This window comes from Pseudomonas fluorescens (genome assembly GCF_001623525.1).
GTDB lineage: Bacteria > Pseudomonadota > Gammaproteobacteria > Pseudomonadales > Pseudomonadaceae > Aquipseudomonas > Aquipseudomonas fluorescens_Q.
In genome coordinates, this window is record NZ_CP015225.1 from 20,997 (window position 1) to 38,688 (window position 17,692).

At 63.0% G+C, this 17,692-nt stretch carries 4 protein-coding genes; 3 read left to right on the forward strand and 1 reads right to left on the reverse strand.

Annotation, left to right across the window (positions count from 1 at the left end):
* Positions 1-8 precede the first annotated feature (8 nt).
* From TK06_RS33285 to TK06_RS00030, 3 genes are all read left to right on the forward strand, one after another.
* Positions 9-7,001 (forward strand): amino acid adenylation domain-containing protein, encoded by a 6,993-nt coding sequence (locus TK06_RS33285; protein ID WP_428993590.1) that lies wholly within the window; start codon positions 9-11, stop codon positions 6,999-7,001.
* Positions 6,998-10,225, forward strand: coding sequence for a non-ribosomal peptide synthetase (locus tag TK06_RS00025; protein WP_063320264.1), 3,228 nt, complete (start codon positions 6,998-7,000; stop codon positions 10,223-10,225). Before TK06_RS33285 ends, TK06_RS00025 begins: the two co-directional genes overlap by 4 nt.
* 640 nt (positions 10,226-10,865) lie before the next feature.
* Positions 10,866-13,340, forward strand: coding sequence for a TonB-dependent siderophore receptor (locus TK06_RS00030; protein ID WP_063320265.1), 2,475 nt, complete (start codon positions 10,866-10,868; stop codon positions 13,338-13,340).
* 204 nt (positions 13,341-13,544) lie between these two features.
* On the opposite strand, the gene TK06_RS00035 is transcribed toward TK06_RS00030, so the two are convergent.
* The gene (locus TK06_RS00035; RefSeq protein WP_063320266.1) at positions 13,545-17,690 is read right to left on the reverse strand and encodes a non-ribosomal peptide synthetase; all 4,146 of its coding nucleotides are present in this window, start codon (positions 17,688-17,690) and stop codon (positions 13,545-13,547) included.
* Between the last annotated feature and the right edge of the window lie 2 nt (positions 17,691-17,692).

Consider the following 17,692-nt stretch of genomic DNA (forward strand, 5'->3'; position numbering starts at 1 on the left):
AACAGGACATGGCCGAGCCTCATCACTGGAACCAGTCGGTACTGCTCAAGGGCCTGCGACCGATCCACGGCGGGCACCTGGAGCAGGCGCTCCAGGCCTTGGTGATCCACCATGATGCCTTGCGCCTGGCCTTCAAGTGCGAAAATGGCAGCTGGACCGCGCACCATCAAACCCTCGCCGAGCAGCAGGCGGCTTGGCAACGTTCACCCCTGTTATGGACCGCCGAAGTGGCCGACGCCCCGGCGCTCGAACGCTTGGCCGAACAAGCCCAGCGCAGCCTGGCACTGGAAAGCGGCGAGTTGCTGCGTGGGGTATTGGCTAACCTCGCCGACGGCAGTCAACGGCTGTTGCTGGTGATTCATCACTTGGTGGTGGACGGTGTGTCCTGGCGCATTCTGCTGGAAGACCTGCAACAGGTTTACCAGCAGTTGCAAGCCGGCCAGCCCCTGAAACTGCCGGCCAAGACCAGTGCCACGCAGGCCTGGGCGCAACGCTTGAAGCTGCACGCCGACAGTGCGGCGTTGCAGGTGCAGATGGCTTACTGGCAAGCGCAACTGGAGGGCGCTCGTCACGATCTGCCTTGCGACCGGCCTCAGGGCGAATTGCGCAGGTGCGATGGGATGCAGGTTCAGACGCGACTGGACAAAGACCAGACCCGCCGGCTCTTGCAGCAAGCGCCAGCGGCCTATCGGACCCAGGTCAACGATCTGCTGTTGACGGCCCTGGCCCGGGTCATCGGTCGATGGACCACCGACGGCTCGACCTTGATTCAACTGGAAGGCCATGGCCGTGAAGCGCTGTTCGATGACGTGGACCTGAGCCGCAGCGTTGGCTGGTTCACCAGTCTGTTCCCGGTGCGTTTGACACCGGCAGCGACCGCTGGGGAATCGATCAAGGCCATCAAGGAGCAGTTGCGGGCGATCCCCGACAAAGGCCTCGGATTCGGTGTGTTGCGCTACCTGGGCGATGAGCAGACGCGGCGTACCCTTGAGGCGCTGCCGAAGCCGCGGATCACCTTCAACTACCTGGGCCAGTTCGACAGCGGTTTTGCCGAGGAGGCCGACGGGCTGTTCAGCCCGGCCAGTGAAGCGGCAGGCGAGCCGCAGAGTCCCCTGGCGCCGCTGGACAACTGGTTGACGCTCAACGGCAGTGTCTACGCCGGCGAGCTGAGCATCGACTGGACATTCAGCGCGCAGATGTTCGACGCCTCGACGATCCAGGCGCTGGCGGTGGACTACGGTCAAGAGTTGCAAGCGCTGATCGAGCACTGCTGCCAGGCGCAACACCAGGGCTTCACACCGTCGGACTTCCCCCTGGCCGGGTTGACCCAGGCGCAACTGGACGCCTTGGCGCTGGCGCCGCGACAGGTCGAGGACATCTATCCGTTGTCGCCCATGCAGCAGGGCATGTTGTTCCACACGTTGCTTGAGCAACAGGCCGGCAACTACATCAATCAGTTGCGGGTAGATGTCGAAGGCTTGGACGTCGAGCGCTTCCGCCAGGCCTGGCAGGCGGCCATGGACGCCCATGACGTGCTGCGCAGCAGTTTTGTCTGGGAAGGCGAATTCAAGCGCGCCTTGCAGGTGGTGCACAAACGCTTGGACGTTGCGTTTGTGTCCCATGACTGGCGCGCCAGGACGGATTTGTCACAGGATCTTGAAGCCCTTGCATGGGCGCAGCGCCAGGGCTTTGAACTGGATGCGGCGCCGTTGCTGCGACTGGTGGTGGCGCGCGTGGCAGAGGACCGCTATCACTTGATCTACACCAGCCATCACATCCTGATGGATGGCTGGAGCAACTCGCAGTTGCTCGGCGAAGTGCTGCAACGCTACAGCGGCCAGGTCCTGGCCCGGCCATCCGGACGCTACCGCGACTACATCGAGTGGCTGTCGGCTCAAGACCCACGGGCCAACGAGCAATTCTGGCAGGCGCAACTGGCCGAACTGGACGAGCCGACGCTGCTGGCGGGGGCTTTTGCCCGGGACAACCGCACCGATGCCCGCCATGGCCACGGTGAACACGAGCAGTTGCTCGATGCCCAAGTCACGGCGCGGCTGCAGCGCTTTGCCCGTGAGCAGAAAGTCACGGTCAACACGCTGGTGCAAGCGGCCTGGCAGTTGTTGCTGCAACGCTGTACCGGACATTCCACCGTTGCCTTCGGCGCCACCGTGGCCGGGCGTCCGGCACAGATTCCCGGCGTGGAGCAGCAGATCGGGCTGTTCATCAACACCTTGCCGGTCATTGGCCAGCCACGGGCCGAGCAGAGCGTCGGCCAATGGTTGCAGGAGGTCCAGGGGCGCAACCTGAGCCTGCGCGAACACGAACACACGCCGCTGTTCGATATCCAGCGCTGGGCCGGGCAGGGCGGTGCGGCGCTGTTCGACACGCTGCTGGTGTTCGAGAACTACCCGGTTGCCCAGGCGTTGCAAGAGGGGGCGCCGGCCACGTTGCGCTTCGGCGAGGTGGCCAATCACGAACAAACCAACTACCCGCTGACCCTGGCGGTGAACCTGGGGGAAACGCTGTCGTTGCTCTTGAGTTACAGCCACGACAGCTTCACGCCGGCCGACGTGAGTCGTATCGGCGGGCACCTGCGCCATCTGCTGGAGCAACTGACCCTGGGCGGCGAGCGCCCGGTCGGGCAATTGGCATTGCTCGATGCCGAACAGCAACAGGTCCAGCAGGGTTGGAACGCCACCGCGATGGATTACCCCCTCGATTGCAGTGTGCATCGACTGATTGAAGCGCAGGTGGCTAAAACCCCCGATGCCTGTGCCCTGGTTTTTGCCTCTCAACGGCTGAGTTATGCCGACCTCAATGCCCAGGCCAACCGCCTGGCCCATGTGCTGATCGAGCACGGCGTCGGCCCGGATGTGCTGGTGGGCATCGCCGTGGAGCGCTCGGTGGAAATGGTGGTCGGCCTGTTGGCGATCCTCAAGGCCGGCGGCGCCTACGTGCCGCTGGACCCGGAGTATCCCCAGGATCGCCTGGCCTACATGTTCGACGACAGCGGCATTGGCTTGCTGCTGACCCAACATCATTTGCTGGAACGCTTGCCGGTGCCGTCGGGCCTGCGCAGCCTGGTGCTGGATCAGCCCGGCGACTGGCTGGCCGGTCGCAGCGACAGCAATCCAGCGGTCGTGGTCGATGCTGAAAACCTCGCCTACGTGATCTACACGTCGGGCTCCACCGGCAAACCCAAGGGCGCGGGTAACCGTCACTCGGCGCTGGCCAACCGATTGTTCTGGATGCAGGACGCCTATGGGCTGGAGGCGAGCGACCGGGTGCTGCAAAAAACCCCGTTCAGTTTCGACGTGTCGGTCTGGGAGTTCTTCTGGCCATTGTTGACCGGTTCGACCCTGGTCATGGCGCCGCCCGGCGCCCACCGCGACCCGGCGCAGATGATCGAGCTGATCAGCGCGCAGCAGATCACCACCTTGCACTTCGTCCCGTCGATGTTGCAGGTGTTCATGCAAGACCCGGCGGTGGGTCGTTGCCAGAGCCTGAAACGGATCATTTGCAGTGGCGAAGCCTTGCCGGTGGATGCCCAGTTGCAGGTGTTCGCCAAACTGCCCGCCGCCGGCCTGTACAACCTGTACGGCCCCACCGAAGCGGCCATCGACGTGACGCATTGGACCTGTGTCGACGAAGGCCGGGACGCGGTGCCGATTGGCCAACCGATCGCCAACCTGAGTACGTTTATCCTCGACCCGGACCTGTCGCCGTTGCCGGTGGGGGTCACCGGCGAGCTGTACCTGGGGGGCGAAGGCCTGGCGCGGGGTTACCACCGTCGCCCGGCGTTGACCGCCGAGCGCTTCGTCACCAGCCCGTTTGGTGACGGCGCGCGCCTGTACCGGACCGGCGATCTGGCGCGCTACCGGGCCGACGGTGTGATCGAGTACGCCGGGCGCCTGGATCATCAGGTGAAAATCCGTGGCCTGCGCATTGAACTGGGCGAGATCGAGGCGCGCCTGGCCGAACATGCCGAGGTCCGCGACAGCGTCGTGATCGCCCAGGACGGCACGTTGCTGGTGGGCTATGTGGTGCCGCAATCCTCGGCGCTGTTGAATGCCGAGGCCAGTATCGGCCTTGCCTTCGAGCAGGCCTTGAAGACCCACCTGGGCCAGCACCTGCCGGACTACATGGTCCCGCAGCATTGGGTATGGCTTGAGCGCATGCCGGTGAGCCCGAACGGCAAACTGGAGCGCAAGGCGCTGCCCCGATTCGACGCCAACCAGTCGCAGCAAGGCTTCGTGCCGCCCGAGGGTGAGCTGGAGCAACGGATTGCCTGCATCTGGCAAGAAGTACTGGAGGTAGAGCAGATCGGGCGCAACGATCATTTCTTCGAACGCGGCGGCCATTCGTTGCTGGCCACCCAGGCCGTCTCACGACTGCGCAAGCTGACGGACTATCCGCTGAGCCTGCGGGACCTGTTCAATCATCCGCAGCTCAAGGCGCTGGCGGCCCTGATGGCTGGGAGTGCGGATGGAGCGGTTCGGGCGGGCGACTCCAGTGGAATCCGGCTCAAGGCCCATGGGCCGCGACGTTCGGCTCCGTTGTCGCTGGTGCAGCGGCGCCTGTGGATCGCCGAACAATTGTCCGGCGGCACCTCGGCCTATGGCATGCCCCTGGCGTTGCGCTTGTCTGGCGAGTTGTCGGTGGAACACCTGTTGAGCAGCTTCGCCGAAGTGGTCCGCCGCCATGACGTGCTGCGCACGGCGTATACCCAGGACGACGAAGGCGATCCGCTGGCGCTGATTGCCGATGAGATCGAAGGGGACTTCCCGGTGATCGATTTGTCGGGCCTCTCGCCCAGCGCCCAGCAAGAACAGGTGGCCCGGGCGACGCTGGAAAACGCGCGCACGCCGATTGACCTGCAACAGGCTCCGCTGTGGCGCGGGCGGATCCTGCACCTGGGACCGACCGAGCATGTGTTGTTGTATGCCATGCACCACATCATCTCCGATGGCTGGTCGATGGGGCTGTTGATCAACGAACTGGTGCAAGTTTACGAAGCGTCCCTCAACGGCCAACCGATGCCGCTGCCGCCCCTGGACGTTCAGTACTACGACTTCGCGTTGTGGCAGCAGGCGCTGGAAGACCAGGGCGTGCTGGCGCGTCAGGCCGACTACTGGAAACACCGGCTCAGTGGCTATGACGGTCGCCTGAGCCTGCCACTGGAAAACCCGCGGGGGCTGACAGCGTCCTATGACGGCGATGCGTTGCAATTCCACCTTTCCCCCGGGTTGACGGCGGCATTGCGGCGCTTGTCGAGTGAGGCCGGTGTCACGCTGTACAGCACGCTGCTGGCGTCGTTCCAGGTGTTGTTGCACCGGGTCTGCGCGGCGCAAGACATCGTCGTGGGTGCCGACGTGGCCGGTCGTGAACAGCCTGAGCTTGAGCGCCTGATCGGTTTCTTCGTCAACGTGTTGCCTCTGCGTTCGCGTTTTGACGCCGAACTCACGTTTGCGGCGTTCCTGGCCCACACCCAGGACAACCTGCTCGGTGCGCTGGAGCATCAGGACCTGCCATTCGACCAGATTGTCGAAGCGTCGGGCGTACCGCGACACAAGGGGATGAATCCGTTGCTCCAGGTGTTGTTCGTGATGAACAACGTACCGGTACGCAGCCGAACCGTGGCCGGATTGAACGTGGAAGCCCTGCCAGCCCTCGAGACCCATTCTAAATTCGACATGGCGTTGTTCGTTGACGAAGAAGAAGGGCAACTGCGCGGTAATTGGCAGTTCGCCACAACCTTGTTCGGACATGAGCGCATTCAGCACCTGATTCAGGCCTGGACAGCCCTGTTGGAACAGATCGTCGCTGATCAGGACATTCAATTGGGAGCTATCCGCATGCCAGTCAACCACTCGGCAGCAGCCGCCAGGCCTGCCACCGTCCCGGGGCCCAAGGCCGATAAACTGGGCAAGTTTCTCAAGCGTTCCGCGACCCCGGTCGCCAGGCCCCGGCCAACACGGGTGCGCGAATCTCTGGTGGCGGCGCCGCAGCGATTCCCGCTGATGCTGGAGCCGGGCGAGCCCCATCTGGATGTCATCGAGTGGATCCAGCAGAACCGGGCGTTCATCGAACAGAAGCTGGCCGAGCATGCGGGCATCCTGTTTCGCGGTTTCCAGCTGGACGGCATCCAGGGCTTTGAAGCGTTCGCCGAAGCGATCCAACCGGGCCTTTATGGTCAGTACGGCGACCTGCCCAAGAAGGAGGGGGGCAAGAACACCTACCGTTCCACGCCGTACCCCGAGCGCAAGATGATCCTGTTCCACAACGAGAGCTCCCATCAGGACCGCTGGCCGCGCAAGCAGATGTTCTATTGCGAGCAAGCCGCGCCCGTGGGCGGCGCGACCCCGGTGGTGGATTGCCGCTTGATGTACGAAAAGCTGCCGGCGGACCTTCGTGAAAAGTTCGAGGACAAAGGCCTGCTCTACGTGCGCACCTTCACCGACAAACTCGACGTGTCGTGGCAGCACTTCTTCAAGACCGAAGACCGCGGCGAAGTGGAGGCCCGCTGCCGGGCGGGTGGCATCCAGTGGCGCTGGCTCGATAACGACGAGTTGCAAACCCGCACGCCGGGCCCGGCGATCATCACCCACCCGATCACCGGCGAGAAGTCGTTCTTCAACCAGGTGCAGTTGCACCACATCTACTGGCTGGAGCCGGATGTACGGGAAGACCTGCTGTCGATGTTCGGCCTCGAACGCATGCCACGGCAGGTGTATTACGGCGATGGGACACCGATTGAGGATGAGGTGATGGCGCGTATCGGTGAGCTGTACGAAGCCTGTGCGGTGCGTTTCGACTGGCAGAAAGGTGATGTGATCCTGCTGGACAACATGCTGGTGGCCCACGCCCGCGACCCGTTCGAGGGGCCGCGCAAGATCGTGGTGGCCATGGGCGATATGTATGACCACAGCAGTCTTGAGCACCGGCCTGCCGCCGGGCAAACCACCCAGGGCGCACTCAACACCGAGGAAAGCGGAGCATGAACGAGGTCACGATGGACGCGCACGATTCAGGTTTCGCCCTGACGCCCGAGCAACAAACCGTGCTTGAGCAACTGTCGACCACGGCGACCTGTGGCGACGCCTTGCGCTGGCTGAACGTGGTCATTGACGGCGACCTCGATCCGCAGCGCTTGCAGGTGGCGTTCGATACGCTACTGGCGCAGCAGCCGATGCTGCTGGCGCAACTGGGCAAAGTCGCCGGGTTCCACGGTTTGCGTCAGGCCGCCGCTGGTGCCGGGCGCTTCCCACTGACGGTGCAGGCCGGTGAGCAACGGGCCGAGGAAGTCCAGGCGCAGATTAAGGAATCGATGGGCCGCGCGTTTGTGCCTGGCGAATCGGCCAGCGTCCAGGCCGTGCTATATCGCTTGGGGCCCCAGCAATGGCAACTGCGGCTGGGCATTGCCCGCTTCAGTGCCGATGGGCAATCGCTGAATCTGCTGCTTGAGCAAGTACAGCAGGCGTACGCCGGGGGTCTGGCATCGGAAGACGAAGCACCGGGCGAGTTTGCCCAGTACCTGGAGTGGCGCAGTGAAGTGGTGCTGGATGAGGATGCCGCCAGCGCACGCAGCTACTGGCAGCAACACCTGCAAGGCCAGCAGACGGACATCGCCACGCCATGGTTGGCCGGCCGCAGCGCCAGCCGCGAGACCCGCGCCGCCGACGCCTGCGTGGCCCTGACACTGGAGCCTGCCCAGCGTGAGGCTTTGCAACGTCTGGCCACGCAGCTCGGGCAGCCGCTTGCCACGCTGCTGCAAGGCGCCTGGTGGGTGTTGCTGGGCCGTTTGAGTGGGCGTGAGCAGGCGCTGGTCGGTGTGCGCCATGACAGCCGCAGCGACTACGAATACTTCGCCAGTGCCGTGGGCGTGTTCGAGAAAACCTTGCCGCTGTGCGTTTCGTTGCCCGCCACCCAGTCGTTCAATGAGTGGCTGGTGGCGCTGGCGGCTCGTCTCGAAGAACACCGCACCTGGCAGGAATACTGGACGCCGGAACTGAGCCCTGACGCGGCGCGCCCGGCCTACGGTTTTACGGTGGCTCAGGCGAGTCGTGCCCAGGACAGCAGCGGTCTGCACTGGGCTCCAGTGTCGGTGCCTGTGCGGGCCGATGGGTTCGAGTGCTTGTTGCAGGTGCAATTGAACGGTGCCGAGCAGCTTGCCGGGGTTGATCTGTACTACGCCAGCGCGCTGTATTCGCCAGCCTCGGCCAATGCCGTGCTGGAGCAGTACGGCGTGCTATTGGCGTCGATCCTTGCGGCCGGGCACACCCCACTGGCGCAGCTCAGCCTGCTGAGTCGCGCCGAAGAACAGCGCTTGCGAGCGATCAACCCGCCGATGCAGGCCTTGGTCGATGGACGTTATCTGCCCCGGCGCATCGCCGATTGGGCGACTCATACGCCGGATGCCATCGCCCTGACGGACGCCCATCAGTCATTGAGCTATGGCCAGTTGCAAACCCGGGTCGACAGCCTGGCCCAGGGCTTCAAGCAACAAGGCCTGGGCAAGGGTTCGATTGTCGCGCTGGCGTTGCCGCGCTCGGCGGAGCTGGTGATTGCAATGCTGGCGAGCTGGCGCGTGGGGGCGGCGTATCTGCCCCTTGATGTGCAATGGCCCCAGGCGCGCCAGGCGCTGATGCTGGAGCAGGCTGGCGCGGCTATGTTGCTGACCGATGCGGCGCATCTGCCGGCCTGGCAGGATCAGCCGTACACGGCGCTGACCGTGGCGCAGCTGAGTCAGTCGGCGGGGGCATTGCCAGACCTGGTCACTCAGGGCAACGACATGGCCTATGTGTTGTTTACATCCGGCTCCACCGGGGTGCCCAAAGGCGTGGTGATCGAGCATCGGCAATTGCTCAACTACACCGCCCAGGCCAGCCAGGCCCTGGGACTTGAGCAATGCAAGGACGTCGGTTTCACGTCCACTGTGGCGGCGGACCTGGGCAACACGACGTTGTTTGGCGCGTTGTTCAATGGCGCGACCCTGCATGTGGCCAGCGATGAGCAGATGCAGGACGGCGCGTTGTTTGCCGGGTACCTGCAGCAGTACCGGATCGACTGCCTGAAAATCGTGCCATCGCACCTTGCGGCGCTGCTCGACAGTGAGCACGCGACCCTGCCGCGTACGCTGGTACTGGGTGGCGAGCCGATTCCGCCGCCGTTGATCGAGCGCATCGCCCGGTTGCGCAGCGATTGCCGGGTGTTCAACCACTATGGGCCGACCGAAGCCACGGTGGGGGTGATGATCCATCCGTTGTCGCTGCACGGCACGGTCGACGATTGTTCGGCGCTGACTCAGGTGCTGGGCAACAACCAGGTTTACGTGCTGGACGCCGATCTGCGCTTGGCGCCGGTGGGCGTGCTGGGTGAGGTGTACCTGGGCGGCGCGCAGTTGTGCCGGGGTTATCTGAATGCCAAGGCGGATGAGCAAACGTTCATCCAGAGCCCGTTCGATCCGGCCCAGCGCTTGTATCGCAGCGGCGACCTGGCGCGTTACCGCGCGGACGGGGCGATCCAGTTGCACGGTCGGCGTGATCAGCAGGTCAAGGTGCGTGGGTTCCGTATTGAGTTGGCGGAGATCGAGGCCGAGCTGCTGCGTGTGCCGCAAGTGGCCGAAGCATTGGTGCTGCCGGCAACGTCGGCCGAGCAGGGACTGTTGGCCTTTGTCGTGGCGCAGCAGGGCAGGTCGGCGGGTCTGCTGGACGCCGTCCGTGCTGAGCTGAGCGCTCGCCTGCCCAGTGTGATGGTGCCGCAGCAGTTGCAACTGATCGAACGGTTCCCGCGTCTGGCGAACGGCAAGATCGATCGCAAGACGTTGCAACAGTGGGCGGGTGCGGCGATGGCGGACGAAGACGCGGCCCCACGGGATGCACTGGAGCAATTGCTTGCCGCGCGCATGGCGCAATTGCTTGGGCTTGAGCGATTGGGCATCGATCGCGACTTCTTTGCCGCCGGTGGTCATTCGTTGCTGGTGATCAAGCTGGTGGCCGGTATTCGCAAGTTGTTGCAGTGCGACATCCACCCGGGGCTGGTCTTCGATCATCCGACCGTGGCGTCGTTGGCACTGGCCCTGCGGGCAGTGGAAAGCAGTCCGGGGCAGCTGGAAAAAATCGCCCAGGTGCGCCTGCGCATGGAAGCGATGAGCCCCGAGGAAAAGGCCCTCCTGACCGAACAGGCCCGCCAGCTACAAGCTGCCAGGACGGCGCCGCTGGGCTGATTCCGGGGCGGATCAAATCTTAAAAACCGAGCAGAACCCTGTGGTGAGGGGGATTTATCCCCTCGCCACAAAGGCCGAGTTGCCAATGAATAGGTCTGCCCGACGCTGACGAATCCGAATAACCCACCATCAATCCCGCCATACACCAACCCCCGTGGCGAGGGAGCTTGCTCCCGCTGGACTGCGTAGCAGTCCTGAAACAGGCTGCCGCTATTTGTCTGGCTCACCGCGTGAGGGCTTTTGGGGCTGCTGCGCAGCCCAGCGGGAGCAAGCTCCCTCGCCACATTTGTGTTCACAGCTTTGGTATTGGCGGTGTTCATTAAAAAAGCCGGCGCCCATCAGCGTCGGCCTTTTTTTAACTTTTTGCGCGAATGATAAATAAACTCATTCCGGTTTTTGGCAGGTGCTGCGTCTTACTTAGGTATGTGGGCAAATCGGGTCGGGCAGGACGCCCAGGCACCGGGTTTGTCCAGTAAAGATTTCGCCGTCGTCCAGCCAGATGACCGTGCCCGGGGAGGGGCCGGTCGGCCACGCACTGACATTGCCTTGGGGCAATCGACCGTGCGGGCTCACGTGTGCTGGCGAGCGGCGGGCCCTTCGGCCCCATGGACTTTCACTTCTACCAATAATAGAGAGCACGATGTCATCCATTCATGAGTTGAAACCTCTGTTCAAGGCACTCGTCATGTCCCGCGGCCTGCGTTCGCGGCGGGTGTTGGCCGGTCTGGGGCTGGTCTGCGTACTGCCCCTCAGCGCTCAGGTGATGGCGGAAGACGTCAGCATCAACATTCCTGCGCAATCGCTGCCGCAGGCACTGCAAGCGTTCGGTCAGCAGACCAACCAGCAAGTGATCTACAACGCTGCTGACATGGCCGACCTGAAGAGCACCCGCGTCAGCGGCAAGATGAGCCCGCAGGCGGCCATCGCCGAACTGCTCAAGGGCACTGGTGTGCGCTACAGCCTCGAGGGCAATACTCTGATGCTGATGCGCGGCCCTGCCACCGGAGGCCTCGAGCTGGGCGCGACCACCGTCAAGGCAACGGCCCTGGACGCGACGACCGAAGGCAGCCAGGCCTACACCAGTAACGCGGTGACCATCGGCAAGGGCACCCACACCCTCAAGGAAATTCCCCAGTCGATCACCGTGATGACGCGCAAGCAGATGGATGACCAGAACCTGGTCAGTCTCAAGGACGCGGTCAACCAGACCACCGGTATCGTTGGCCTGCAGGGCGTCGGCCAAGGCATGATCCTGTCGTCCCGCGGCTTCCAGATCGACGACTGGCAGTACGACGGTGTGCCGATCCTGCGGAACAACTATTCGCTGGGCAACTGGGCGACCCAGGACCTGATCTTCTTCGACCGCCTGGAAATCATGCGCGGTGCCGCCGGCCTGCTGCAAGGCACTGGCAGCCCCGGCGGTGCCGTCAACCTGGTGCGCAAGCGTGGCCAGAGCGCTCCGACCGTGACCCTGACCGGCAAGGCCGGCTCGTGGGATCACTACGGCCTGCAACTGGACGCTGGCGGCCCGCTGAATGACGCCGGCAACATCCGCGGCCGTATCGTCGCCGACGAAGACCAGAGCAATTCCTTCGTCGACCATGCGTGGAGCAAGACCCATTCGCTGTACGGCGCGCTGGACATCGACCTGAGCGAAGACACCACCTTGGGCTTCGCCGTCAGCCAATCCAACGGTGAATCGCGCGGCAACATCCGTGGCTTGCCACGCTACGCCGACGGCTCGATGCCCGACGTGTCGCGTTCGACCTACACCGGCGCGCGCTGGAACCGTTCCGACATCGATGTCACCACCTACTACACCGACCTGGAGCATCGCTTCAACGAGGACTGGGCGCTCAAGGTGGGGGCCGTGTACATGACTGAAGACAACCAGGCGAAAAACCAGCGGACGCAAAATGGCGGTGTCGGTCTCAATCCTGATGGTACTGGTGTGCAATATGCCGACTTCGTGACCGATTTCCAGTCCACGAAGTCTGGTCTGGACATGAACCTGAACGGCAAGTTCGAAGCCTTGTCGATGGAGCAGGAAGTCATGCTGGGGGGCAACTTTTCGCAGTTGGAGACCGATGATAAATTCGCCCGGACTTTCAACAACAGCAGCAGCGACACGATCTTCGACTTGAACAACAACCGTCCGGACATCAGCTACGATGGCCTGATCAATAGCCCGGGGGGGCGAGGCACCCTCAGCAAATACGATATCCGCCAGAAGGGTGTGTACGGCACCTGGCGCGTCAAGCCGGTCGATGACCTGACGCTGGTGCTGGGTTCCCGTGTCAGTTGGTATGACTTCAGCTACAAGTCGAAAACCGAAACCGCGGCCAACGGTATCACGCCCAACGCCCCAAGCACCGGAACCGAAACCGGGGTGGTCACGCCCTACGCCGGCATCATCTATGACCTGAGCCGTGAGTGGGCGGTGTACGCCAGCTACACCGATGTGTTCCAGCCGCAGACCGAGGTCGATCCCAGCGGTTCCGTGCTCAAACCCATCGTCGGCACCAACTACGAAGTTGGCCTCAAGGGTGAGTTGATGGACGGTCGGGTCAATACCTCCCTGGCTGTCTTCCGTTACGACCACGAGAACCGTGCCGTCTCCATCGATGGCTGTACTGACGTGAACTGCTCCAGTGCCTCGGGGAAAGTGCGCAGCCAGGGCATCGATGCCGAAATCAGTGGTGAAGTGGTGGACAACCTGCAGTTGTTCGCGGGCTACACCTACAACACCACCAAGTATCTGGAGGACCCGGACAATGAAGGCAAGGTCTTCAGTACCTGGACGCCGAAACACATGCTGCGCGTGTGGGGTAACTACCAGTTCACCGGTGACTGGAGCCGTGTCAGCACCGGCTTGGGCTTCACCACCCAAAGCCACACGATGGTTTACGACTATGACCGCGAAATCCCGGGTTACACCGTATGGAATGCCCGCGTTGGCTACCAGCTGACGCCGGAAATCGCTTTGGCGGTCAACGCCAACAACCTGTTCGACAAGACGTATTTGACGTCCGCTTACAACCAGCTCAATGGCAACAACAACTTCGGTGACCCACGCAACCTGATGTTCACCGTGAAGTACACCCCGCAGTTCTGATTCACGCGCGCAGAAAAAACCGACCCGCCTTGTGCGGGTCGGTTTTTTTATGGGGTTTGCCAGGCCGTCCAGCCAGTTTTCAGGGGAATGCAAAACCTGTGGCGAGGGAGCTTGCTCCCGCTTGAGTGCGAAGCGCTCACAAAAAAGGGCTGCTGCGCAGCCCAGCGGGAGCAAGCTCCCTCGCCACAATGATCGCGCTTGACCCTACTTATCGTGTGTCGTGCTGCTCAGAAAAGCCTCGATCAGCGAATCGAGCAACGTCTCATCAAAGATCATGCTGCGATGGCGCAGCGGGGAATACACCGAGCAATGCAGCTCCCCAGTTAGGCTATAACCCTTGATCAAACTCTCGCAGAAGGCCAGTTCTTCCGGCGTTTTTTCCGCCTGGGTCCACCAGCAGCTAGGGCGTACCCGTACCGGTTTGAAGGTGAATGCGTCAAACGCTTCCAGCAACCGATCATGCACCGAGAACGCCTGGGCGTTCATGACTTCATCCTTGACGCTCTGCACGATTGACAACAAGTCGCCTCGCCCCGGCTCGATCTGGCTGGCGGCCCATTCGTGGAATGCCTGAACCGAGCTGTCGGGGTGCTCTTGCCGGTAAGCCGCCGTGCGGTCGGTGAGGGTTGGAAACAGCAGGTCGAAGTATTCGATGGCCCCAAGCAGATCCTGGGAGGCCGGGTCGGTTTGCCCATCGCCTGGCAAATGCCGATGACGCGATAGGGTTGCCGGGTACAGGTGTTCCGGAATCGTGCTGTCCACCAGGCCAAGGAAACTCACCGTATGGCCCTGGCTTTCCAGCGTCGCCGCAATGTCCAGGGCGATGGTCCCGCCCAAGGACCAGCCCATCAGGTAATACGGGCCCTGGGGCTGGGCGTTGACGATTTCCTGGCTGTAATCGGCGATCATCTCGCGCCAGGCTTCAGGGCTCGCATGGGGCTCGCTGAAGCCACGGTGCATGATGCCAAAGGTGCGCGCCCGGTGTTGGAGTTTGCGCGCCAGTGGCTGATAGCAGAAGACGATGCCCCCACTGGGATGCAGGCAAAATAACTGCGGTGCGCTGGCGGGGGCGTTGTTCAATTCCACAAGGCATGGGGTCTGCTCCCGATGTTTTTGCGAAATGAACAGGGCCAACTCGGCGATGCTCGGGTGGGCCAGCAGCTCTTGCAGCCGCACCGTGATATTCAGGCGGGCCTTGAGGTTGGCGATCAGCTCGATGGCCAGGATCGAATGCCCGCCCAGTTCAAAGAAGCTGTCGTTGACACCCACGCGCTCAACCTTGAGGGACTGTTGCCAGAGCTGCGCCAGGGCCTCTTCCAACTGAGTGCGGGGCGCTACGTAGTTCGAATGCCGGAGGCTGGCGTCAGGCTCCGGCAAGACCTTGCGGTCGAGTTTGCCGTTGGCGTTGAGAGGGAACCGGTCGATGAACAGCAGGTGGCTGGGCACCATGTAGTCCGGCAGCTGCGCTTTGAGCGCGCTCAACAAACCTTCGCGTAACTCGGCGCTGGGCGGTTGCGTGGCAATCACGTAGGCGACCAGTTGCAGGCCGGTCGGGCCGTCATGGGTCAGCACCACACAATCCTGGACCTCCGGCAGCGTTTGCAAACGTGCCTGGATTTCGCCCAATTCAATGCGGAATCCGCGGATCTTGACCTGATGATCCAGGCGCCCGATGTACTCGATGCTGCCGTCGGTGCGGTAGCGCGCCAGGTCGCCGGTGCGATACAGGCGGCTACCCGGCAGCGGATCGAACGGGTCGGGGATAAACCGGCTGGCGGTCAGGTCGGCGCGCTGGTGGTAGCCACGAGCCAGGCCGGCCCGGCCGACATACAGCTCACCGATGCACCCCTTGGGAACCGGGTTCAGGTGCGCGTCGAGCAAGTACCAGGACAGGTCGACGATAGGCTGGCCGATCGGGCTCGCGGTCTCGCTGTGCAAGTCGTCGATCGACAGCGGTCGCCAGGTGACATGGACCGTGGTTTCCGTGATGCCATACATATTGATCAATTGCGGCGATTGGTCGCCGAAACGTTCGAACCAGGGGCGCAGGCTCTGCACGTCAATCGCTTCGCCGCCAAAAATGACTTGGCGCAACCGGTGACCAAGCGGCTGGTGAGCTTCGCAGGCGACCTGCAACAACGACTTGAACGCCGAAGGTGTCTGGTTGAGTACCGTAACGTTTTCCTGGCACAGCAGGGCGTAGAATTCCTGCGGCGAACGGCTCACGGCGTGGGGCACGATGACCAGTCGGCCGCCGTGCAGCAACGCGCCGAAAATCTCCCACACGGAAAAGTCGAAGGCATAGGAATGAAACAGGCACCAGACGTCCTGGTGATCGAAGCTGAACCAGTGCTCCGTGGCCTGGAACAGTCGGCTGACGTTGTGATGCGCCAGCAGTGCGCCCTTGGGCTTGCCGGTCGAGCCTGAGGTGTAGATCACGTACGCCAGGTTATCCGGGTGTATCGGCACATCCGGATTGTGCTCGGGATAGGCGCTATCGGCGTCGACCGAATCCAGCAACAGGCAGCCTATGCCAGCGGGCAGCGCCAGCGACTCACGCAGATGAGTCTGGGTCAGGATCTGCGTCACGCCACTGTCCTCGATCATGTACGCCAGGCGGTCAGCCGGGTAGGCCGGGTCCAGTGGCACGTAGGCGCCACCGGCCTTGAGAGTCGCCAGCAGGCCGATGAGCATCTGCGGCGACCGCTCGGCGGCGATGCCGACCAGCACGTCAGGCCCGACGCCTTGCTCGATCAGCCGATGGGCCAATGAGTTGGCTTGTCGGTTGAGCTCGGCATAGCTCATGTGCTGCCCTTCAAAGGTCAGGGCGATGGCGTCGCCCGTGGTGGCGGCATGGCTTTCGATCACCTGGTGCAGGCAACGCTCACGGGGCAGTTGGGTCGGCTGACGGTTCCAGTCGTGCAGGGTTTGCTGGTGTTCATCTGCGCCGAGCAGGTGCAGTTCGCCGAGTGCGCGTTCAGGTGTCTCGATCAAGGCCCACAACAGGTTCTGCCAGTGCTCGGCCATGCGCTCGATGGTGTCAGTGCGATAGAGATCACGGCTGTATTCGAAGGTCGCCACTATCTGCTGTTGTGAATAGTCGACATCCAGCGACAGGTCGAACTTGGCCTGGCTGTCGCCTGTGTCGAGAAATTCCAGGGCCAGTTCGCCTCTGGGTGAGATCGGCAGGGCCGGTGAGCCGGTGCGCCAGTTGAACAAGACCTGGAACAAGCCCTGTGCGCCGGGGCGTTGCAGTTGATCGAGGATCAGCTCCAACGGGTAGTCGGCATGTTCCAGCGCGGCGAGGGCCTGGGCGCGCAGGTCCCGAAGATAATCCTGCCCGCTGCGGCTCGAGTCGATTCGCGTGCGATACACCTGGCTGCTGACGAAAAAACCTACCAGGTCTTGGCTTTCATGGCTGTTGCGGTTGGCGTTGGGGACGCCGACGGTGAAATCGTCCTGGTTGCTGTACCGGCCCAGCAACATTTGCCAGGCCCCCAGCGCCACCACGAAAGGCGTCAGCCCCTGGCGTTGGCAGAACGTGTCCAGGGCCCGGGCCATTGCGGGGGCAAGTGACAGATGTACGCGTCCGGCCATATGTTGCTGGCCCGTGGCGCGGGGGAAATCCTGGGGCAGCTCCAACGTGGGCAGGTCATGGCCCAGGTAGCGACTCCAGTATTCGCCACTGTGCTGGCAGGCCATGCTTTGCAAGTACTCGCCTCGCTGGCGGGTCGCGTAGTCGGCGTATTGCATGGGTAACGACGGCAGCGGCGTCGGATCGCCCATCAAGGCCCGGGCATAGGCCTGGGTCATGTCCTGCATGAGGATCGTGTTGGACCAGGCATCGGAGACGATGTGATGCATGTTGAGCAACAGCACATGTTCGTCGCTGTCCAGCCTCAGGAGCGTGGCCCGCATCAGCGGCGCGCGGCTGAGGTCGAACGGTTGCCCGGCGTGCAGCTTGATGCGCTGTGAGAGTGCCGTGGCCCGCTCTGGTGGGGCGAGGGCGCCGAGGTCTTCCCGGTGCAGGACGAGGCAGGCGTCGCGCTCGACGACCTGGACCGGCGCGCCGTCGATGTCATTGAACGCGGTACGCAGGATGTCGTGTCGGTCGATGACGCGATTCAGGGCCTGTTCCAGGGCCTCGGCATCGAGCTCACCGCTCAGGCGCAGGGCCCGTGGCAGGTTGTAGGCCGAACGGGTCGGGTCACGCTGGTGTTCCAGCCACAGGCGTTGCTGGGCGAAGGATAAGGGCGCGCGGTCCAGCCGGCTGCCGGACCGGGTTTGCACGTCGCGAGCGACATCCTCCAGCAGCAGCGTCAGCAGATCATCATCTAGCAGTTCGTTCATGG

Excerpts from the sequence above, each read along its gene's own strand:
- TK06_RS33285 (WP_428993590.1), top strand. The coding sequence starts at position 9 with ATGGCCGAGCCTCATCACTGGAACCAGTCGGTACTGCTCAAGGGCCTG.
- TK06_RS00025 (WP_063320264.1), top strand. The coding sequence starts at position 6,998 with ATGAACGAGGTCACGATGGACGCGCACGATTCAGGTTTCGCCCTGACG.
- TK06_RS00030 (WP_063320265.1), top strand. The coding sequence starts at position 10,866 with ATGTCATCCATTCATGAGTTGAAACCTCTGTTCAAGGCACTCGTCATG.
- TK06_RS00035 (WP_063320266.1), bottom strand. The coding sequence starts at position 17,690 with ATGAACGAACTGCTAGATGATGATCTGCTGACGCTGCTGCTGGAGGAT.